The sequence below is a fragment of the Candidatus Polarisedimenticolia bacterium genome (assembly GCA_035764505.1).
Classification (GTDB): domain Bacteria; phylum Acidobacteriota; class Polarisedimenticolia; order Gp22-AA2; family AA152; genus AA152.
The window spans coordinates 17,218-38,319 of record DASTZC010000042.1; the positions used below are offsets into that span (position 1 = coordinate 17,218).

The 21,102-nt window shown below is 66.8% G+C and carries 12 protein-coding genes and 1 riboswitch; of the genes, 1 reads left to right on the forward strand and 11 read right to left on the reverse strand.

All coding sequences use genetic code 11. From position 1 onward, the window contains the following. Nucleotides 1-13: 13 nt before the first annotated feature. The 11 genes from VFW45_02880 to VFW45_02930 all read right to left on the reverse strand — a co-directional run bounded on the left by VFW45_02880 (nt 14) and on the right by VFW45_02930 (nt 20,234). Complete coding sequence (locus VFW45_02880) at nt 14-5,233, reverse strand: OmpA family protein (GenBank protein HEU5179707.1); 5,220 nt, start codon at nt 5,231-5,233, stop codon at nt 14-16. Then, nucleotides 5,226-10,361, reverse strand: a complete 5,136-nt coding sequence (locus VFW45_02885; GenBank protein ID HEU5179708.1) for a hypothetical protein — start codon at nt 10,359-10,361, stop codon at nt 5,226-5,228. Before VFW45_02885 ends, VFW45_02880 begins: the two co-directional genes overlap by 8 nt. Nucleotides 10,362-10,418: 57 nt before the next feature. Further along, a riboswitch (cyclic di-GMP riboswitch) is annotated at nt 10,419-10,508 on the reverse strand. Nucleotides 10,509-10,572: 64 nt separating this feature from the next. Further along, a complete protein-coding gene (locus VFW45_02890) occupies nt 10,573-11,610 on the reverse strand; it encodes an AgmX/PglI C-terminal domain-containing protein (protein HEU5179709.1) in 1,038 nt (345 codons plus the stop codon). Next, nucleotides 11,607-12,092 carry a biopolymer transporter ExbD gene (locus VFW45_02895; protein HEU5179710.1) on the reverse strand — a complete coding sequence of 162 codons (486 nt, stop codon included), beginning with the start codon at nt 12,090-12,092 and terminating at the stop codon, nt 11,607-11,609. The genes VFW45_02890 and VFW45_02895 overlap by 4 nt, the downstream gene beginning before the upstream one ends. Nucleotides 12,093-12,095: 3 nt before the next feature. Next, the gene (locus VFW45_02900; GenBank protein HEU5179711.1) at nt 12,096-12,518 is read right to left on the reverse strand and encodes a biopolymer transporter ExbD; all 423 of its coding nucleotides are present in this window, start codon (nt 12,516-12,518) and stop codon (nt 12,096-12,098) included. After that, a complete protein-coding gene (locus VFW45_02905) occupies nt 12,505-13,233 on the reverse strand; it encodes a MotA/TolQ/ExbB proton channel family protein (GenBank protein HEU5179712.1) in 729 nt (242 codons plus the stop codon). The genes VFW45_02900 and VFW45_02905 overlap by 14 nt, the downstream gene beginning before the upstream one ends. Beyond that, complete coding sequence (locus tag VFW45_02910; GenBank protein HEU5179713.1) at nt 13,230-13,763, reverse strand: hypothetical protein; 534 nt, start codon at nt 13,761-13,763, stop codon at nt 13,230-13,232. Before VFW45_02910 ends, VFW45_02905 begins: the two co-directional genes overlap by 4 nt. Further along, nucleotides 13,760-14,470, reverse strand: a complete 711-nt coding sequence (locus tag VFW45_02915) for a tetratricopeptide repeat protein (protein ID HEU5179714.1) — start codon at nt 14,468-14,470, stop codon at nt 13,760-13,762. The genes VFW45_02910 and VFW45_02915 overlap by 4 nt, the downstream gene beginning before the upstream one ends. Beyond that, entirely contained in the window at nt 14,467-17,613 is a 3,147-nt protein-coding gene (locus VFW45_02920; GenBank protein ID HEU5179715.1) for a tetratricopeptide repeat protein, read from the reverse strand. Before VFW45_02920 ends, VFW45_02915 begins: the two co-directional genes overlap by 4 nt. Further along, nucleotides 17,613-19,493, reverse strand: a complete 1,881-nt coding sequence (locus tag VFW45_02925; protein ID HEU5179716.1) for a hypothetical protein — start codon at nt 19,491-19,493, stop codon at nt 17,613-17,615. Before VFW45_02925 ends, VFW45_02920 begins: the two co-directional genes overlap by 1 nt. Nucleotides 19,494-19,499: 6 nt before the next feature. Continuing rightward, the gene (locus VFW45_02930; GenBank protein ID HEU5179717.1) at nt 19,500-20,234 is read right to left on the reverse strand and encodes a hypothetical protein; all 735 of its coding nucleotides are present in this window, start codon (nt 20,232-20,234) and stop codon (nt 19,500-19,502) included. Between the two features lie 491 nt (nt 20,235-20,725). On the opposite strand from VFW45_02930, the gene VFW45_02935 reads away from it, so the two are divergent. Then, the coding region (locus VFW45_02935; GenBank protein ID HEU5179718.1) for a hypothetical protein at nt 20,726-21,102 on the forward strand (377 nt) is incomplete at its 3' end.

The following is a 21,102-nucleotide window of genomic DNA, read 5'->3' on the forward strand; positions in this document are numbered from 1 at the left end:
ATTTTTTTGTCCGCTACATGCTGCCGACGATGTTGAAGAAGGCGCCCTGGTGGTCGTAGCCCAGGTCGGTGAGGTCGTCGGAGAAATCGGTGAAGTTGTAGCCGGCGCCCATCTTCAGGTGCTTGCCGACGTAGTAATAAATCGCCCCCAAAGCACCGCTCTTCCGTTGTCCGACATCCGACAGATCGAGCACCCGCGCCTCGGCCATGCCTTCCCAGTTCTCGAGGAAGCGGAAATCGAGGCGCAGGATGCCGAGCTGGGCGTTGTTGTCGAAGAAGGTCGGATTCACGCGATCGATGCTGACGCTTCCCACGCGGTAGGCGTACTTCCCTCCGAGGCCCCACCTGGCCGTCAGGTCGTAATTCATATCGACGGCCGCGATGCAGCTCTTCTGGATGAACTCGCTCGCGGTGTCGTCGGCACCCACCTGGCCCGCGGTCGGGAAGTTGTAGAAGTAGGTGAGCTTGACCAGAGCGTTCAGCCGATCGTTGTTCACCGGGCGATAAGCATAGCCAAGCACGCCTTCCGTGTATCCGCCATTGAAGAAATCGCCGAGCGAGCTGTCGCTGAACGAATGATTCAGCTTGCCGACCAGGCGCCAGTCGGGGTTGATCTGGAACTTGAAGGCGTTGCGGAACAGCCAGGTGGTCCGGTCGTTGGTGGTGAGGTCGAGCTGCTCGGTGTTGTCCCGGCGGTACTCGACACCGGAGGTGAGCTGCACGGATTCCTGGCTGTAGCCGACCCGGACCCCGGCCGCCTTGCGCTCGGTCTCGGCGCTGGTGAGGGCGTCAATCAGAGTGCCGTACTCGGCGCTGGCGCCGAAGTTCCAGCGCTCGTTGGCCACCAGATTGACGCCGGTGGCGTGCGTGAGACCGGTCATGGTCCCGGCGTCGTGGTAGCGCTCCTCGAGGTAGACGCTGGAGGCGTCCGCGAAGCGCTGCTTCACGCCGGTGACCAGGGTGCCCTGGCGCATCGGCACGCCGGCGTCGGTGCGGTCGTTCTCCAGCAGGTAGTTCAGGTACAGGTTGGTGCGCTCCGAGACCAGGTAGGTGGTACCGAGCCTGGCGCCGGCGCCGAGGTCCCCGTCCGACACCTCGCCGTCGAGCTTGAAGCGCTTCGTCAGGCTGTACGACCCGCCCACGCCGAAGCGACCGTTGTCCTCGCGGTCGCCATCCGAAGCCAGCGTGTCCTGGACGAAGCCGTAGGCGCGCCAGGAGGTGCCGGGATCGAAGCCCAGCTGGGCGACCGCGTCGGTGCGCTCTCCCTGCTCCTGGGTCAGCGGGACCAGAGGGGAGTTGTCTTCGCGCCGATCGTTGCGCACGCCGGTGCTGAGGCTCCACCGGTCGGTCAGCTTGAAGCCCATGTCCAGCTCGAGCGCCCGGTGCTCCAGGCCCAGATCCTCGGTGGTCTGGTCTCCTTTGGCCGCCAGCGTCACGTGGCTTCCCATGGCCATCTTGAAGGTGCCGCCGTATTGATCGGTGTCCTTGAGCGTCGATTGTCCCTGAGCTGAATAACCGGCATCGCGGCTCTGTCCGTAGAGCGTGAGGCGGCCCTTGCCGTCATGGAAGCCGAGGCTGGCATCGGCGCGATAGGCATTCGCCTCGGCATCGGTGAACGACAGGGGGTCGGCGGCGGTGAAGCCGAATCCGCCGTCCTCGGAGCGCAGCGTGCTGGAGACCAGCCCTTCGCTGCGGCCCGCCTGCACCTTGAGCCAGGTATCGGTGCTCTTGCGCAGGGTCAGGTCGGCGCCTCCCACGTTGTTGTCGACGTCCCCTTCCTCGTTGCGATTGGCGGTCACTCCGAAGCGCACGTGATCGCCGAACCAGTAATGGCCTTGGCCTCCCGCCGCCATGAGGTCCAGATCGCCGAAGCCGGGGGTGAACTCGTAGCGTGCCACCAGGAAGGCCTCGTCGCCGCTCAATCCGGAGGTGCGCACCAGCAGGTTGTCGTCGGCGGTCGAGGAGAGCGGCTCCGAGAGCAGCACGCGGCCCTGCAGGTAGTCGATGTCATAGTCGATGCCGGGGCGCAGGTTGACCACCCCCATGACGATCTGCGAAGCCTTGTCGCGGATTTCGATGCGCAAGCGCTCGGAGCCGGTCAGGAGGTCCTGGTGGTGCAGGTAGTAGAGCGACCCGCCGGTGCCGCGGAACTCCTCGAAACTGGGCATCGTGCCGGGCTCGGCGGCGAAGCCGTCGGCCGAGGCCTTGTGCTCTCCGAAGCTGGTGGTGGCGCGCGAGGCGTAGTGACCGTTGGCGCCGTACAGCCCGCGGTCGACCTGGGCCAGCTCGTTGCCCAGGTAGTCGATCTTGAAGTTGCCCCACATGCCGAAGCTCTCGCCGCGGCTGGCCTTGACGTAGAACTTGCCGAGCGTCGGCGCCATCTCCTCGACCGAGCCGTCATCGCCGAAGGTCGGGTAGTGATAGTCGGGGTCGAAGCGCCGGAACAGGGCATCGGGCGACTTGTCGAGGAAGTTGCTGAACATGTCCTCCACCGGCCCTTCGCGGGTGTCGGCGCTCGCCGTCAGCTTCCAGTTCTCGTTGAGCTTGCCGTTGACGAAGAAGGCCAGACGGCCATCGAAGTTGGAATCGAACGGCTGCTGGGTGTTGTTCCCTTCCAGCTGATCCACCGGACCGCTCGAGCTGTGCGTGGAGTAGGTGAGGTCGGCCATGCCGACGTAGAACAGGTCGGTCTTCTTGAACTCCAGGTCGCGCAGGTAGACCGAGCCGTTGCCGGCGTCGTCGAGCACCGCCACCTCGACGGTGTGCGCGCCGGTGGGAAGGATCTCCTCGGCCACGAAGTTCCCCTGCGGATCGACCGGCACCTGCCGGCCGGCGACCCAGACGGTGTGGCCCGCCGGAATGCCGCCGCCCTGCACGCGGACCGTGCCGCCGTTCAACGGAATCTCGTGGCGGAACAGGTCACTCTCACCGTAGGCGGCCAGCAGCTCGCTCGGGATCGCCGGGGCCGGCGTGTAAGGAGCCTTGCTCTCACCTTCCGCGGGAGCGGCGGCCGCGTCTTCCGTGCCGGCCGTGCCTTCCTCGCCGGTCGCGCCTTCCGTGCCGGCCGCAAGGTTCGGCGCCTGCGCGCCATCCGCGAGCTGGCCGGTCCCGGACGCCGTGACGCCCTCTCCTGAGGGCTTCTGCTCCTGCCCCGAACCGGGGCTGGAGGGCATCTCGCGGACGAGCCATAGCGGATGCGGCTCGGTCTCGTCGAAGTGCCCCTGCGCATCGTAGGCGCGCAGCACGAACTTCAGCTCGCGCACCGGTGCCGGAAGCGCTCCGGCCGGAGGCTGCCACTCCGCCCTGCCCGTCTCGTCGACCGGCAGCGTCGCGAGCGGCGCGGCCAGCAGCGACTGGCTCTTTTCGAAGATGCGGACCTCCGCGCGCTTGATGAAGCTCGCGTAGTTGTCGTACATCTCGAAGGCCACGGAGGATGCCGAGTTGCCGTCGGGGCTCACCGACACGGCGACCGGATGCGCGGCGACCGCCAGGCGTACTCTGGTCTCCAGGTTGTCGAAGTGGAACTGGATCTTCGCCTGGTCCAGCGCCACGTCGGTGCAGCGCTGGATGTCCTCGGAGCTCAGGCCCACGTCATCGATCGGCTTGCCGTCGACGGTGATGCGCATGACGTTGAGGTCGTACGGGCTTTGAGGCTTGACCTCCCGGGTGATGCGCGTGATGTCCACGCCGTCATAGCTCTCGAGCGGCGCCGGCTCGTCGTAGACGGCCTGCACCCGCACGAACGACCTGTCTCCCTGGATGAAGCCGGCGTTCACGACATCGTCCGACTGCACGAACCCCCGTCCCTCGACCTCGGAAACCCTGCCCGTCAGCAGCGGATCCTGCATGAGGCTCTTCATGGCGCGCAGCGCCCGGGCGGCGGAGAGACCGATGTCATCCTTGTAGACCGAGGCGGTGCGCCGGTCGAGGCGCTCGTTCTTGGTGTAGCCGATGAAGCGCAGCCGCGCGTGGGTCCGATCCTTGATGTCCTCCAGCGCGCGGTGCAGGGCCGCCGCGTAGCCATCGGGGATGATCGGCTGGCCGTTATCCAGCGCGATCTCCGCGAGAGGTCCCCAGGGAGGATCGTAGACCTTCGTCACCATCTCCAATCCGCTCTCGCTGGGGCAGAGCTGCGGGCCGTCCGGCAGCTCCTGGAGCGGATCGTCGTACCAGAACTCCACCTCGACGCGGCGGTTCAAGGAGCGTCCCTGGACCGTCTCGTTGGAGGCGACCGGCTGCGAGGCGCCATGGCCGTCGCTGTCGATTCCGGAGGTCGGCAGCTTCAGGGCTTCCTTGATGGCCAGCGCCACGCGACGGGCCCGGGCCTTGGAGAGCCCCAGCGCGTCGCCATAGATGCGCTCGTCGCGCGCGCTCAGCGGCGCGTCGTCGGTGTAGCCGATGAACTTCACCGTCAGGCTCTGCTTGTCGTGCAGGTTGGCGAGCGCCTGGCGGACCTGCTGGATGAAGGCGTCGGAGACCGGCGTGGTGTCGTCCTCGTAGCGCAGCGGCACGATCAGGTTGCGCACGCGGGCCCGACGCTCCGCCCCTTCCTGGTAGCGCATCTTGCACACCGTCTGCATGCGGCAGACCTTGATGCGCTTGATGTCGTCGGAAACCACGACTTCCTCTTCCCGGGGGACCTGCTTGACCTCGTCGTACCAGACTTCGACCTCGACCCTGCGGTTGAGGGCCCGGCCTTCTTCGGTCGCATTCGAGGCGACCGGCATCGTTTCGCCGACCCACTCGTAGGTGATGGCCTCGGGCGGCAGGCCGAGGGTCTTCTTGAAATACTCGGCCACCTCGCCGGCGCGCTCGCGCGACAACCCCATGTTGTCCCCGAACTTCCTCGTCAGCTCGGGCGACAGTCGCTGCGAGTCGGCGTGCCCGACGAAGTGGACTCGGACGTTCTTGCGGTAGCGCATGCTTGCCAGGATCTTGTTGAGGCGGTCGACGTAATCTGACGGGATCTTCGCGACGCCCGACTCGAAATGGATCGGGGGCACCACGTTTCGCAGCTTGACGGTCTCGAGCTTGTCGCCCATGACCTGCCGCGTCTCCAGCTTGTCGCCCCGCTCCGCGTCGGGCGGCTCCTGCGACCATTGCTGGGGCTTCTGGTCGGGAGAGAGGTGCTTCTCGGCCTGCTCACCCGGCTGCGACTCCTCGACCTGGGCGACGCCGAGGGAGGCGGTCATCGCCAGGGCGGCCAACAGGGGCAGGAAGCGGCGCTTATTCATGGCCTTCTCCCGCCGCTGCGCGGCTCAGCTTCGACTGCTTGGGTGGCGCGCCCTTGCGCCAGAAGATCTCGGGCTCGATGAGGAGCGCGTAGCTTGTCGCGTCCCAGGCCGCCATCACCTGCTGCTTGACCGCGTTCAGGCGGCGGTCGACGAGCCCCGCGTCCTCGTTGTCGGCGATGTAGGAGAGGCGCAGCACCGCGGGTGACTTGCGCAGCTCGGCGAGCAGCAGATCGAGGCGCGGCTTCCACTGCTCGCGAAGCGCGGTCGCGTTGTGCTCGAACGCGGCATCCGACAGGTCGATGGCGACGACGCGGTGGATCGAGGCGCCGAAATTCATGCGCAGGACCTTGCCGCGCGTGGCCCGCTTGATCTGCAGCGCGTCGGTCGACATGCGGAAGCCGCTGGGCAGCGACCGCTCGTCGAGCTTCAGGACGAAGTTGCTGCCGCGGCTCTCGTGCGGCACCAGGGCGCAGGTGATGTGGTAGCGGCCGAACTCATCGGTGGTCGCCAGCAGGCCGCGGTCGGTGGCCAGCCGCACGCCGGCCAGGCCGCCTTCGCCCTGGTCCTGCACGCCGTTGCGGTTGGCGTCGTTGAACACCTTGCCGGTGATGTCGGTGCAGTCGAAGGTCGGATCGGGAATGATGCGCACGGTGGCGGTGGCCACGCCGGAGATCGGTGCCAGCGTGATGCTGCTGATCAGCTGGGCGCGGTTGGTGAACTCGCCTTCGCTCACTCCACCGCCCACCGTCAGCAGCAGCTTCACGGTGCGCGACTGCAGCCCCGCGAAGGCAAGCCCGCTCCAGGTGAGCTGCAGCCCCGCGGCCGTCGGCTCGGTCGGCACGTCGTCCACCACCGCGGAGCCCTTCACGTAGCTGAAGCCGGCCGGGAAGGTGTCGACGATGCTCACGTCGGTGAGGCCCGTGCCCGCCAGGTTGCTCACGGTGATCACGTAGGGGACCAGCTGGCCGCGAGTGACGTTGATGAAGGGCGAGCTCTTGGAGATGGCGATGGTGCCGACGATCACCGGATCGAGCGGGATGTGGTTGTCGAAGATCTGGCTCGTGCCGGGCATCTGAGTGCCGGTCAGCATCAAGTGGAGCTGATAGACGGTGCCCGGGGTGCGCGGTGGAACCGACGGCGCCGGCTGGAACTCCGAAGGCTGCATCTCGCAGAATTGCGCCGTGGCCGGAATGGCGTCGCCCGGGCAGACCGGCACCGAGAACGCCGCCGTCGTGGCGTCCGATGCCGGCGGGATGATTGCCGAGATGCCCGCGACGTAGGCCGGCCCCGCAGGCGGCGCCACATTGATGAGGTAGTCGCCGCCGGTCGGGCAGGCCGGGTCGTTGAAGTTGAGGCTGAACTTGTAATAGCCGTACGGGAGGGTGACCTGGCCTTGCTGGGCCGGGTCGTCGAAGCAGGTCGTCGGCAGAGGGTTGCCGCTGCCATTCGTCAGGGTCAGGGTCGCCCCGCCGATCGGGACACGGGCCATCGAGTTGTAGACGATACCGTTGGGGTCGATCGGCAGGTTCAGGTTCTGGAGATTGGCACCGGGCGACACGATGATGCCGCTGATCAGCTGCATCCCGTTGGTGAACACCGAGGAGGCCCGTCCGAGCAGTGCGGTGTTGGGTCCCGCGCCGGGCGCCCGGAACCGGATCTCGTAGGGGGCGCCGACCACGTTGTTCGGCACGACATTCTGGATGTCGTAGTCGCCGTTCACGTCGGTCACGCCGGAGAAGAGCAGGGGACCGCCCTGGGTCAGCTCCACCGTCCAGCCGGCCAGCCTGTGCTCGCTCGCGTCCCGTACGTCATCGAAGTCGGCGTCATGCCAGACCGACCCGTGCAGCGCGGCGATGCCGGGGATGCCGCCGACCACGATCGAGACGCTGGCGCTGGCCGTCTGGGTCGGCGTGTCCCACGTGACCGTGCCGGTGTTGGTGACCGTGGTTCCCTGCGCCAGGGTGGGGTCGAGCGTGGCGCGGAAGCGCAGGATCACCGTCCCGCCGGGCGCCAGTGGACCGTACGCGGCTCCGTAGTCACCGGTGATCGTCGGGCTGGCGAAGCTCACTCCCGTGGTCGAGCCGTTCATCGTCGCGGAGCCGTTGACGTAGGTGAGCTGACCCGCGGGGAGGCTGTCGGTGACCACGACGCCGATCGCCGGCACCGCGGCGATGTTGGTGACCGTGACGACGTAATCGAGCTGGGAGCCGGGGAGCGCCGGCCCGCCGCCCACCACCGAAACCTGCTTGGTGATGGACAGCTCCTGGACCCCGCCCACCACCACGATGGTCGGCTGGTTGCCGTTGCCGGGGTTGCCATCGGCATCGGTCGGCAGATCGGGCAGCTCGACCGTGTCGACGATCGCCTGGTTGACGATCAGCGTGCCGGCCGGCGTGCCGGAGTTGACGCTCAGGTCGTACTGCAGGGTGGCCGAAGCGCCGGGCGAGATGACGCCGGCGCCCGCACCGGGCAACGGCGGCGTGAGATCCGACGAGCTGATGTCGATGCCCGAGGCGAGTGGGGCCACACCGCCGTCCGGCTGTCCGACCGGCAGGCCGTTGAGCGTCGTCGTATTTGCCTGGTAGGTCGTATTCGCGGGGACCGGATCGCTCAAGACCACGCCGGTCGCCGGAACTCCTCCAGAGTTCTGGATGGTGATGGTGTAGCGCAGCACGTCGCCCGGGTCGACGACGCCCGGCGTGCGCAGGTCCACGAGCAGCACGGCCGTCTTCTGCGCGTAGACCAATGGGCTGTTGCCGACCACGTCGCGCGTCGGGTCGTTGGGAATCGCGGTGTCCGGGTCGTCGGACGGCTGGTCCACGACCAGGTTCGCGATGGCGGAGACGAAGCCCTGGTTCGAGATGATCGTGCCGTTCAGGACGTTGGGATCGACGACCACGTCGAAGGTGATGACCGCCGGCGCCGACCCCCTGGGCATCGAGCCGGGCGTCGCCGTGGAAGGCGAGTTGATCAGCATGCCGCCGACGAGCGGGGAGGTGCCTCCAACGTCGGCGACCGGCACACCGTTCAGCCGTGTGCTGCCCGGAACGTAGGTGGTGTTCACCGGGATGGTGTCGCGCAGCGTCACGTTGACGGCGTCGTCGTTGCCGGTGTTCTGGACCGTGATGGTGTAGCGCAGCGTCTCGCCGGCCAGCAGCACGTTCGGGTCGCCGGTCAGGTCGGTGGAAATTTTCTGCACCAGGAAGGCGGCGGCCGAGATGATCCGGATGCGCGTCGGGTCCTCGTCGCCGACGACCAGCGGATCGGCGATGCCGTTGACATTGGGATCGTCGCTGGGCTGGATGAGCGAGTTGTTGGGGCGTCGCGACACCGCCTGGTCGCTGACGATGGTGTTGTTGGTCAGCGTCGAGGCAAGCGTGATGTCGAACTGGACAATCAGCTGGCTGTTGGCCGGCAGGCTCAGATTGCGGATGTCGACGAGGCCCGTCCCCTTGCTGCCGCCGTTGGCGTCGGTGTTGCTGGTGTCGGCACCGGCGGGCACCGAGACCAGCACCAGCGTGCCCGGCACGAAGGCCGCCGGGTTGTTCAGCGCGTCCAGGTCGTCGAAGATCCGGAAGTTCGGAAGCGCCTGATCGGTGGTGCGGAAGCGCAGGGTGTAGCGCAGCACGTCGCCCGGTGAGGCGGTGGTGGCCGGATTCACGCCGCTGGTGAGATCCGCCACGGTCTTCTCGAAGAAGAAGCCCGAGAGCACCACGTTCACGGTCCAGGCGTCCTCGTGGTCGAGGAAGCCGGGTGTGCCGTTGGTCAGGTTGCGATCGAATTCGACGCGGCTGGCATTGCCGTTGTCGTCGTTGAACCACTGGATGGCGCCGGCGACGTTGGTGAGGGCGACGCCGTTCTGGGTGTTGGCATCGAGCTCCGCCGTGTAGCGCACGATCAGCCGCTCGCCGGGGCCGATGCGCGCCGCGGCCGTCATCATCGTCAGGTCGAGCCGGCAGTTGGGCGCGCCGCTCCACGTCAGCAGATAGTCGATGCCCGGGTTGAGGGGGCCCTTGCCGGGGACCGGGGTGGTGCCATTAGCGGCGAAGACCTGGGCGCTCTGAATGATGGGCGCCAGATCACACATGCCGCCCGTCGGACCGTCCGGCAGCCGATCGCGGAGATGGACGTCCCAGGCATCGGTCAGCCCGGCGTTCCGGACGTCCAGCGTGAAGTTTCCCGTCTGCCCCAGGTTCATCGTGGCCGGGCCGGTCTTGTCCATCTCCAGGACCGGCGCCGCGATGGTCAGGGGCGGCGAGATGCCGTTCTCGCCCGGCAGCGGCTCGTAGAAGACGCCCGCGATGAGCCGGCCAAAGTCCCACCGGGCGGTGTTGAAGAACGAGTTGCCCACCACGTTCGCCGGCACGTCGTTGAGGACGAGGGTGAGCTCGATGGCGAACTGCCGCCCGGCGGTGACGATGGGGATGTTGTCCCAGGTCAGGAAGCCGCCGACGTTGGTGAAGGTGTGCGGAACGGGGCTGAGGTCGTCCAGCCAGTAAATGTTGTAGCTGACGAAGCTGACGCTCGCGTTCGCGATGGCGTTGAGGTCGTCCGTGACCGTGATGCTGTGCAGGTCGTTCACCGATCCCTGGGTGTTGATGACGGTGCCGCTGGCCGGATCGAAGAGGACCGGGATGACCATCTTGTAGGTGAAGGGGACGCCGATGGCGGCCGTGGTCTGGGTCTGCGGGAGGATCTGCTTGTCGATCTTCTCGACCGGGATCAGGAGGCTCAGGCAATTGGGGTTGAGGGTGGTGGCCGAGCCGTTGACGAGCCAGATCTTGTTCCCCTGAACGGCGAGATTGCACGACATGTTGCCGGTCATATAAACGTTGTCGAGAATGAGGAGCGTGCTTCCGGGGAGGCTTCCGAACCAGCTGATGTTCGAGGTCAGCGGGTTGGCCGCCGTGTAGTTCCGAATCGTGCAGGGGCCGTCGATGTTGATCTGAGAGGGAGGGACGGGATAGTTGACGAAGCCGTCGACGATGCCGCCGGCGTCGCCGACGCAATCGATCGCCTGCGCCCGCGCCTCGGTGGACGCGGCCGCCAGCAATACGAAGAGCAGCGGCAGCAGGACGAACGCCTTCCTGCCGATCCTCTTCACTCCGATGGGAAATCGAACCTTCATCGTGGCCCTCGACCGCTCCCGGTAAGTCGTCACCGTCGAGGGACCGAGGCCATGGATTCTGGCGGTCCCGCCGTCGTGGGGCCCCCCGGGCCCTTTAGACCGGTGACTTTGCGTCGCCGCCTTTCAGCGGCTTTGCCTTTGTCAAAATCGCCTTGATCAGGCTCGCTTCTTCATATCCTCCTGCACACCGAGCGTTCCAAAGACGCCGGCCTCACTCCGCCGGCAGGAAATCGATCGGGTACGAGATCGTCAGGGCCTGCACGCCCTCCTTGGCGCCGAAGTTGATCGTCTTCGTGATGCCCACCACCTGATCGGCGAGCTCCGGCGCGTTCATGTCGGAGGACTGCAGCTTGCACATCGACACGCTGCCGTCCGGCTCGATGGTCAATCGCAGCACCATCTGCCCCTTCAAGGTGGGATCGTTGCGCAGCGCCCGGTTGTAGAGACGGTAGAACTGCGCCTTGTAGCGATCGAAGACGATCTGGATCTCCTCGTCGGTGCGGGAGGGCCCGGGCCCACCGTGCGCCAGCGGCCGATCCCCTCCGCCGATTCCGGCGATTGGACTGACAACCTGTCCGCCACCTCCGCCTCCGGCGCCTCCGCCCCCGCCGCCTGGGCCACCGCCCTTGCCACCACCGCCCCCGCCGCCGCCTCCGACGCTGCGGCTCAGCGCGGCGACATTGATGCCGCCGCTGGAGCCTGGCGTGCCGGTCGTGAGCAGGGTGCGTGACGACGGATTGCCTTTCTCATCGGCCTCGCCCAGGCGCGCATCGGCGCCGAGCTTCGGCGTGATCTTGTCCTTGGCCAGACTCGCGAACTGATCCTTGAGCGCCAGGATACCGGTCTTCCCCACTCTTTCCCGGGCCGTCTCCGTCACCTGGGGCGGACCCACAGGGCCCGGCGGCAGCTCTGGATTGCCCGGGGCCTTGGGGCCGGGGGGCGCCTTCGGTATCGGCTTCTCCGCGGGAGGAGGTCCGGGCGGCTTGGGTCCGACGCCCGGGCCCAACGGCAGAGGAGCTTTCGCCACCGGCGCGGGGACCGCCGCCGGCTCGGGACGGTAGAAGGAAACATCCACTTCTCTCTTCTGCGCCCGCAACGCCTCCGCCGGCACGAGCAGGAGCAGGATCACCGCGAGGGTATGGACCGCGAAGCTCGTCAGCATGGAGCGCGCGGTAGGTCCCCCGGACAGGCCGGATGCGCTCGCAACGGCCTGTACCGTCTTGACTCCTTCGGTCGGCAGCGTGCTCATGGCGTGGCCGCCTCGGTTTCGGCCGTAACGACTTCGATGGTCAGATCCTCGACTCCGGTCTTCGCCAGGTCGACGATGCGCAGGACGCCTTCATAGTTCAGGCGATCGTCGGCCGCGAGGAACAGCACCCGCTTCTCGGGGGGCCGCTTCCCCAGGGCCACCGCCACGTTGGCCGGCAGCTCGGCCACGGGGATCTCGCGCTCGCCCAGCCCGACTTTGCAGTCCTTGGGGAGACCGTTGCCTTCCGGCTGATCGAGGATGCGGCAGGCCTGCGGTCCGACGGTCAGGACCACCTGCGTATCGACGGTCTCCACGAGAGCGGGATCCGACGTCAGCCGGGGAACGTCGACCTCGTAGCCCTGCATGAGCAGCGGGACGACCACCATGAAAATGATCAGCAGCACCAGCACCACGTCGATGAGCGGCGTGATGTTGATTTCGGACTGCAGGTCGGAGCCTGAACCGCCTCCGGTGACTTGCATGACCTAGCCTCCTTCTCCTTCGCGCGCCCGCTTGGCGATCAGCGCCACCCCGTGGAAGCCGGCCTCCTCGACCTCGTGCATGGCCTGCCGGACCTCCCCGAAGCGCAGCCGCGCGTCTCCCTGGATCACGACTTTCTTGTTCGGCTCGGCCGCAGCCACGACGCGAAGCCCCTCGCCGAAGCGCTCGGGAGAGACCTGCTCGTCGTCGATCCACAGCCCGCCGTGCTCGTCGATCGTCACCACGAGCCGCTCCGACGTGTCGCTTCCCTGCTCCACCGGCTTCGGTGTTTCCGGGAGGTCGACCTCCGGTCCGGGCCGCATCTGCGGCGTCACCACCATGAAAATGATCAGCAGCACGAGCACCACGTCGACAAGGGGCGTGACGTTGATGGCCGACTGCACTTTTCCCGGTTCACCTGGCTGCATGGGCCGCCCTCGGCATCTGAGGCGCTCGCATCTGGTTTTCGGTCCGACGCGCTTCGAGCAGACCACCCAGCTTGAACAGATGGTTTACCAGCTGGGTCGAGGCCCGGTTCATCTCGACCTGGAACTGCTCGAGCTTGCCGGTGAAGTGGTTGAAGGCGACGACCGCCGGGATGGCGACGAAGATGCCCAGGGCCGTCGCCACCAGCGCCTCGGAAATACCGCCCGAGACCGCCGCCATGCCGCCCGACCCCGTGGCCGCGATGCCGCGGAACGAGCTGATGATGCCCAGCACGGTGCCGAACAGTCCGATGAAGGGCGCCGTGGAGCCGATGGTGGCCAGGTGGCCCAGTCCCCGCTTCATCTGGATCATGGTCTCGGCCCGGGAGTCCTCGAGCGTGCTCGTGACCAGCTCGAGCGTGTCGTCGCGATCGCCGTCGTTGTTCCCCACGCCGTACTCGACGATGCCCGCCGAGACCACGTTGGCCACGTGAGAATTCGGGTGCTTGCGCGCGGCGTCCAAAACGTCCTGCAGCTCTCCTCCGTGGAGATACTTGGCGAAGGCGGGCTTGAAGGACTTCGACTGCTTGATGGCCGCGTTGAACCGGCGCTGCTTGTCCACCATCACCCCGACCGAATAGACCGAGAGCAGGGCGAGGCAGATCATCACCGACATACCGAAGGTGCCTACGTTGCCGATTAGCTCCGCAAAACTCATGACTTCCTCCCGTGCGCCGTGGGGGCAGGCCGCGCCGGAGGGGTTCCGGCCGGCACGCCGCTCTGGCGCGTCGTTTTTGACATCAACTCGTAGTAGTTCAGCACCCGCATGAACACCTCCTTGTCGATGGGTTGCCTGGAATCGTCCAGCATCGTCGAGATGCCGAGCGAGGCGCCGATTTCCGAGCTCTTCCAGGGAACGATGACCAGCGCCTTGGGAGCTTCCTGGTTCCCCAGGATCGACATGCCCAGGTCGGGGTCGTCTTCTTTCGATTGCGGCTGCGCCACGGTGGCGCCTGCGGCTGTCTGGGTTTCGTCTTCCTTCTTCTGCTCCTGCCCTTCGGCCGCACCGGCGGCGGGCCTGGCCGCCTCCTCCTTCTTCTTCGTCTTCTTCTTGCCGGATGAGGCGGCGGGCTTGGCTGCGCCTTCCTTCTTCTTCGCCTGCGATTCGGCGGCGGCAGGCTTGGCCGGGTCGTCGGCCATGGCGAGCCCCGTCGCCAGCAGGAACACGAGCAACCAGCTTCGGCTCATGGCTTCCCCCCTTTGCCCTTCCCCTTGCGGTTCTGAAGGTCGGCGATCCACTTGGCGACCTCGGTGTCCCCCGGAACCAGACCCTGATAGGTCGAGTAGTGTTGCAGGGCGCACTCGGCGTCCCCGAGGTAAAGGTCACACAGGATGGCGAGGTTGCGGTGCGCGTAATGAAAGTCGGGAAATTCCGCCAGCGCCGCCTCGTAGCTGGCGCGCGCCTTGGCGAATTCCCCCTTGCGCCGCTGCACCAGTCCGAGCTCGTTGAGGGCGACGGGGTGCTTGGGATTCAGCTCCAGCGCCTGCTGCAGGCTGGATTCGGCCTTGTCGAGGTCTCCGGTCTGCGCGTAGGCCATGCCCAGATCGATGTGCGCCGCCGTCGCTTCGGGAGCGCGCTCGGTCACCTTGAGCAGCAGCGGGATGGCCTGGTCGTAACGCTCCTCCTTGAGCTTGCGCACCGCCGCCTCGTAGTCGGAGCGCGCCTCGCCGGGGATGCTCGCGGCCTGCGTGATCGTGAATCCGCCCGGGTCCCGTGCCACCGTCGCCTGCTGCACGGTCGGGTGCGCTCGCGCCGTGACCGGCTCGACCGGCGCCGCAGCCTTCTGGTGCGGTTGCGAGGCGCAGCCAATCACCAGCACCGGTGCAAGGGCCAACGCCGGAAGCAGAATGGCCCGGCCCGGCATTCTCACGGCGAGCTTGCAGCCATCTCTCATCGCTTCCCCCGGTGCTTCGGCGGCTTCGGCGCAGACTCGGCGCCAGGCGTAGGCTCCGTCGCCGGGGCCGGCTCGGTCGTCGGGGCCGGCTCCGTCTGCGGCGCCTCGCTTCCAGGGGCCGGCGCGGGCGGTGGCGGCGGCAGGGGCGAGCGGTAGACATATCCCTCGAGCGTGTCGAGGAAGCCGCTGCTCGTCTCCTTCTTCGCGTAGCGTCCCGGCACCAGCTCGCCCAGCCTGCCCAGGCTCTTCTCGGTCCAGGCATTGAAGACGCCGGCCCGCAGCAATTCCAGGTTCTTCTGGTGGAACTCGATGGCCTTCTCCTCGAACGGGAAGGCTTCCTCGTCGAGGGCCTGCTCGTACTCCGCCAGGTCGGCGGCGCTCAGGTCCTTGGGGCGCTCGGAGTCGGCCAGTGAGCGGCTGAAATCGTAGTAGGTCTCGGCCATGTAATAGGTGGCGGCCGCCGTGACTTCGCCGATTTCGTAGCCGACCAGCGAATCCATGGCGTCGATCGCCGCGTCCATGCGCTTCTTCTTCTCCTTCAGGCTGGTCTCGAACGGCTGCACCAGCTTCACGGCGGTGAATTCCTTGTACTGGTCCTCCGCCAGGACGAGCGCCGATCGTCCGGCGATCGTCTTGGTCCTCGGGGTCCGCTCTTTGCCGGCGCCCGCGTCGATGCGCACGATCTCCTTCAGCTCCTGCCGGTACAGGGAGTCCTCGTGCGCCGCCTTGTGGATCTCGGCGATCTTGAAGCGGGTATCGAGGGCCGTCTCGATCGGGTGGGGGAACTCGTCGACGTACTTCTTGTAGACGCCCAGCGCGTGCTGCGAATCGTTGGACTGCCCGTACAGATCTCCGGCGACCAGCAGCGCCTCGCCGCGCACCGCCGGATCCTCCGAATCGGAGGCGAAGCGCTCGTACTCTCCGGCCGCTTTCGCGAGCTGGCCGCTTTCCTTGTAGGCGAAGGCGATCTGCTTGGTGGCCTCGTGGTTCAGCTCGTGCTTCGGGTAGTCGCTGCGGAACGCCTCGAGCACCTGCGCGGCCGCGGTGTAGTCCTTCAGCTGCATCAGGGCGGCACCGGCGTCGTACTCGGCGTTCGGGCGGATGGTGGACGTGGGGGCCGCCGTGCGAATTCTCAGGAAGTGATCGGCCGCGGCGCGATAGTCCTGAGCGTCCCTCGCCAGCTCGCCCTGCTTGTAGATCGAGGCGGCGAGGTTGTCGACGAGTCCGGCGCGTGACTTGTCGTCCTGCGGCGTGGCGGCCAGCACCTGGGTGTAAGCCTTCTCGGCCTGCGGGTAGTCGGCCAGCTCGAACGAGCCGTGCGCCACGACCACCCAGGCGTCGCGCCGGATGCCCGGCTCCGCGGCCGGATAAGTGTCGATCACCCGCTGCGCGGTGCTCACGGCGGTGCGGTAGTCCTTCATCTCGAACAGGTCGTCGGCTGCCGCTCCCAGGATTTCCGCGGCGTGCTCGTGCTGCGGGAAGGTGTCGGCGAACTTGAGGGAGCTCGCGACGGTCTGGGCCTTGACGGCCCCGCGCCGCTGCTCGTCCGCGACCTTGAGCTCCTCGCGGTAGGCGTAGACCGCCGCATAGCCCGCGGCGGCTGCCTGGGGATGCTCCGGATAGCCGTAGGCGGTGTGCTCGTACTGCTTCGCAGCCTCGTCGAAGTCCTTGTGCTCGAGGAGAAGGTCCGCGAGCTTGTAGTTGACCGGCGGCGTATCGGCCTCGGTGGGAAAGGACTCGAGGTAATCGCCGTACCAGCGGACCGCCTCGCGATAGTTCGCCTGCTTCTCATCCCCTTCCGGGGCCTTCTGATACTGCGCGTGATAGTGCGTCGCGAGGTCGTTGAGGTTCGTCTTCAGGTAAGCCACCACTTCCGGGGCTTCTTCCAGCTTGACGTGCTTCCAGTACTCGGCCTGCAGACCGTAGCGCTGCGCGAAATCGCGCTTCGCCTCGAGCACCAGCTTGGGGAAGCCGCCCTGCGTGAAGATCTCCACGACGCGCATGCTGAACCTGGGCGCGGCGCGGTGGAACGGATGGAGAGTGATGAAGGCATTGTAGGTCTTGGCCGCGTCGTCGTAGCGCAGCTTGGCCAGGTAGTGCTCTCCCAGATTGGCGTAGATGCGGTCTTCGTAGGGGCGGCTCTTGGATCCTGTGAAGTACTCCTGGACGGCCTCCGGCCCGCCGAGGTTGCTGAAGCTCAGGCTGATGACCCGGAAGGTGTCGGCGACGCGCCGGTCGTCCTCCTCCTCGTGCCTCTCGTCGAAGTTGAAGCCGATCGAGACTTTGTAATCGAGCAGCGCCAGGTACTTGTCGAGAGCCTCCTCGTAGAGGTCCTGCTTGTAGAAGGTCCAGCCGAGCTTGTAGAGGGCGAGCTCGTAATACTCGGAGTTGGTGCCCAGGCCTATGACGGCCGAATAGGCGTTCTCCGCGTCGCGGAACTTCCGGCGCGTGAAGAAGAACTCTCCCCTCCGGAACTGCACCTCGTCGATGTGCGTGGAGCCGGGGTTCGCCTTGATCAGGCGCTCCATGACCTCCATCGCCTCTTCGGTGCGACCGAGCTCGTCGTAGGCCCGTGCCATCTGATAGAGGACCTGGTCGCTGTTCTCGTAGCTCGGGTACTCGGTGAGCAGCTTCTGATAGAGAGCAATCGCCTCGAGAGGACCCTTGGGATCGGCCGCCAGGGGCAGGGCGCCGGCATCCGGCGCGCCGCCACCGCTCTCCTGCGGCAGACCGCTCTCCGCCGTCGTGCGCTTCTCGAAGTCCTTGTCCGATTCACGGCCCGAGGCGCGCGCGACTTCCGCCGCCAGGTTGGGCATCTTCTTTCCCTTGGGCGCTTCCCCCGACTTCGGGGCGGCCATCTGTTTCGGCCTGCCATCGCCCGCCCGGATGCCGAACTGCTTCTCGAGCTGCAGGTCCGCCAGCCGCCGCATCGCCTCGGGAGTCATCGCCGTCTGCGGGGTCTCCTCGAGGAAGCGCCGGTAGGCTTCCATCGCCTGATCGAGCCCCTGCTCGACGGTCGTCTCCTGGAGATCGGGACGCACGTCACGCAGCTCCGCCAGCGTCCCCGGCGTCCTCTGATGGTGCGAGGCGCAGCCGATGACGAGGGAGGGAGCGAGCAGGATCGGGATGAATGGTCGGCGCATCAGCGTGCCTCGGCCCCGTTCTGGACCCGGGTGGCCCGATCGTAGCTGTCGGCTACGGCGAAGCGCGCCTCGGTCTGCTGGACCAGGAGGCGGTCGCGACGGAGGTTGAGCTGGTTGACGGCGACGGTCTCGATCATGGCTCCCTGGCGGCTCATCGTGGTGTCGACGCGCTCCAGCGCGGCGGCCACGCGCTCGCGCAGCCGCTCGATCTGGGCGTCGTAGCCGACGTAGCTGTGCGTCGCCGCCTGGCGGGTCCGGACGAAGGCGTCGTACTGCCGGGTGAGCGTCTCGACGTGTGTGTCCAGCTCCTCGAGGTGCTTGTAGGCGGCGCTCAGCCGATCCTGGTACTCGGTCCGGAGCCGCCAGGTCAGCGTCCCGCGCAGGCGCGCGACACGCTCGTGCAGCGCCGCCGCCTGCGGCGTGTTCGAGCTGCCCAGCGCCTTCTCGATAGCCGTGAGGCGCTCGCCGGCGATGCGCTCCTCGGCGGTGGCCAGGTATTCCGGCCGCGGCACCGTCAGCATCGCGTGCAGGCGCTCGCCCAGGTGCTTTTTTTCCTCGAGGCGCAGGCGCATGCGCGAGTCGACCTCGCGAAACTGGGCGTCGACCTCCGGCAGGAGGGGCTCGTAGTTCTGCTTGCGCAGGCGGATGAGATCCTCGAAGGCGTCGAGACCCGTCTTCCAGGCCGTCAGCTTGGTACGCAGGTCCTCGAGATCGAGGTAGTTGTGCAGGGCGGTCTGGAAGTCGTGGGACGCCATCAGCTCCATGAGGTAATAGGTTTCCGGCGCGCCGGGCAGAGTGCGCAGGCGGATCACCCAGTTCTCGTCCTCGCGGCTCTCTTCGCGGGTCAGCGCCTTGAGGAACTGACCGTCCTGGATGCTGGCGATCGAGGCGTCCACCTTCTCGATCTGGCCGGTGAAGACCTCGAGGGCGTGGCCGTACATCAGCGCGGCGCGCCCGTGCAGGTTCAGGCTGGCGTAGGCATGCGGGGCGGCGAGCAGGGCTTCCTGGACCGCGACGTCGGTCGGCTCGCGGTTCACCAGAATGGTCCACGGAACCAGCGCGCGGTCGTAGTGCTCGGCCGTGGCCTCGGCCCAGCCGGCCCGCAGCAGCGCCTGGTTCGAGAACGGCCCTTCGAGGTGCACGCGGTCCAGCGATTGCTTGGCCCGATCGAACTCGCCCGCCTCGAACAGCATGGTGCCGAGCACCAGGTTGGCCTTGTCATGGATCGCCCAATCGGCGGAATCGCGGGAGGGAAGCTGCCCTGCCTTGTCCAGCTGCTCGATCGCCTCCTTGGGCCGGCCGTCCTGCAGCAGCGCGATGCCGAGGTTGTAGGCGGAGAAGCCGGCCAGACTCTCGTCGCTGCGCATCTGCTTGAGGACCTTGACGGCCTCGCCGGGCTGCCCGGTCGCCATGTCGAGGTTGGCCCGCAGGAACTCGACGTCGTCCTTGATCTCCTCGGGCACCGTGCCCTGGATCCGCCCCAGCGCGTTCTGCGCGTCGTCGAGCTGGTCCTTCTGGAATTCGATGCGGGCCAGCCGGAAGGCGGCCTCGTTGCGCACCGACTCGTCGACGGCGCCTTCCAGGACCGCCTTGATGGCCCGGCCGGCGCGATGGTGCATGCGGTAGTCGAGCTCGAAGTCGCCCACGGAGAACTCGGCGTCATTGACGTGGTAGTGGAGCGTGTCGAGCTTGGGCTCGTCCAGGCCATGGTACTGGGCGAGCTCGGTGTCGAGCCGCTCGATGGCTTCGAAGAACTGCCCCTGATAGGCGTGATACAGCGCCTCGCCGAAATAGAGATCCTTCAAGTCGGCGCCCACGGACGGACGGGCCACGAGCCCCAGGACCAGTCCGAATCCGATGAGCCGGCGTGGCGCGCGCATCGTCGTTTACCACTCTCCCAGGGCGATCGGGGCGTCGCCGGAGCCGGCGAGCGTCAATCCCACCAGCTTCGGCTTCACTTCCTTGCTGAAGGTGAAGCTCTGCGCGTGGCTGAAATCGGAGCCGCTGTCGAGCTTCCCTTCGGCGAGCACTTCGAGCTTGTGATTCCCGGTCGCGACGTTGCCGACGTAAATCCGCTGCACGCCGCCCTTGCGCAGGGCTTCGAGCTCCTTGGCGCTGTAGATGTAATGGGCGACGAGCTGGCCGTCGATCTGGAGCTTCACCGCGTCGAGGCGCATCGTGTCGTCCTTGGCGATCCCGACGAAGATGGCGATCTGGGTGCCCGAGGGGTACAGCAGCTTCTCCTCCAGGCCGCGCAGCTCCTGGCTCATGCTGAGTACGTCGGATTTGATCTCCTGGATCTGCTCGTCGAGACCTCGCATCTGCTGCTGCTCGCTCTGCTTCGGATCGGCCTGCTTGACGGTGGCCGGCTTCGCGTCGCTGGACTTCGGCTCGGTCGGCTTCGCGTCGGCCGCCGGCGCCACCTGCTTCGCGCCGCCGGACTTCTGGTTGGCTTGCTTCTGAGTGCTCTTGGGCTTGCTCGGCTTCGGATCCGTTTGCTGCGCCCAGCCGTGGACGGCACCCAGGCAGAGCAGGAGCGCGACGACAAGAGCGCGCGCCGCGGCGTGCCATCGGCCGGCTTCGCCGGCCCCTGTGTTCTTGTACCAGCTGCTTCGGGCCATGGCTTTCCTCGTTGATGAATTTCGCCCCCGGGTTACACCCCGGGAACGCGGCATGGAATCCACCCCGACAAATTAGGTTCGAGATGCGGTGTCAGCAAGGTGATAACTAAAACAGGAATGGGATCACATAAACGTCGTGTGCGGCGGCTGCCCTGGGTGACATTTTGGTGATCTCCGGCCGGTAATGCCGCGCCCCCCTGGCAAGCCGAGTCGCCCGAGACCCTTGCGGGCGTGCCCGAGTGTCCAGATTGCCGCCGCGAGGGGAAATGGACCTCGGCGGTTTTCAGACACTCTTGGCCTGGCCGGAACCGCCTGGTGTCATGCTTCACGCAACCCCCCGTCGGGCGACGGTGGAGCGACGTCGCGTGGGCCCCCGGGACCCGAGTCCCGGCCCCCACGAAATCGTCTCCGGGAGTAGAATGCGTCACCTCGCAGATACGAGTCAGTCGGAAGCGTTGCCCGTCCCGGGCATCATGACCAAGGAGGGTCCCATGATTAGGAAGCTGGTGGCCGCGTCCCTGTTCCTGGGTGTTCTGGCCGTGCCGGCCGTGTTCGCCGAGGAGCAGAAGAAAGAGGAGAAGAAGGCCGAGACCAACGCCGAGAAGCGCGCCGAGATCGACAAGGCGGCCAAGGAGGCGCTGGACGAGGTCCTCGCCAAGTCCGAAGGAGCACCCGCCTTGTTCGAGAAGTCCTACGGCTATGCCGTGTTCGACAACATGAGGGTCACCTTCATCTTCACGGGAGGCGGCGGCTCCGGCGTCGCGGTCGACAAGTCGACCGGCAAGCGCACCTACATGAAGATGGGGACCGGCGGGGTGGCGCTCGGAATCGGGGCCCAGAAGTACGACGTGATCATGTTCTTCGAGAA

Coding starts and splice junctions, on each gene's coding strand:
- VFW45_02910 (HEU5179713.1), bottom strand. CDS start 13,763: ATGAGCCGAAGCTGGTTGCTCGTGTTCCTGCTGGCGACGGGGCTCGCC.
- VFW45_02920 (HEU5179715.1), bottom strand. CDS start 17,613: ATGCGCCGACCATTCATCCCGATCCTGCTCGCTCCCTCCCTCGTCATC.
- VFW45_02885 (HEU5179708.1), bottom strand. CDS start 10,361: ATGAAGGTTCGATTTCCCATCGGAGTGAAGAGGATCGGCAGGAAGGCG.
- VFW45_02925 (HEU5179716.1), bottom strand. CDS start 19,493: ATGCGCGCGCCACGCCGGCTCATCGGATTCGGACTGGTCCTGGGGCTC.
- VFW45_02895 (HEU5179710.1), bottom strand. CDS start 12,092: ATGCAAGTCACCGGAGGCGGTTCAGGCTCCGACCTGCAGTCCGAAATC.
- VFW45_02905 (HEU5179712.1), bottom strand. CDS start 13,233: ATGAGTTTTGCGGAGCTAATCGGCAACGTAGGCACCTTCGGTATGTCG.
- VFW45_02930 (HEU5179717.1), bottom strand. CDS start 20,234: ATGGCCCGAAGCAGCTGGTACAAGAACACAGGGGCCGGCGAAGCCGGC.
- VFW45_02900 (HEU5179711.1), bottom strand. CDS start 12,518: ATGCAGCCAGGTGAACCGGGAAAAGTGCAGTCGGCCATCAACGTCACG.
- VFW45_02915 (HEU5179714.1), bottom strand. CDS start 14,470: ATGAGAGATGGCTGCAAGCTCGCCGTGAGAATGCCGGGCCGGGCCATT.
- VFW45_02880 (HEU5179707.1), bottom strand. CDS start 5,233: ATGAATAAGCGCCGCTTCCTGCCCCTGTTGGCCGCCCTGGCGATGACC.
- VFW45_02890 (HEU5179709.1), bottom strand. CDS start 11,610: ATGAGCACGCTGCCGACCGAAGGAGTCAAGACGGTACAGGCCGTTGCG.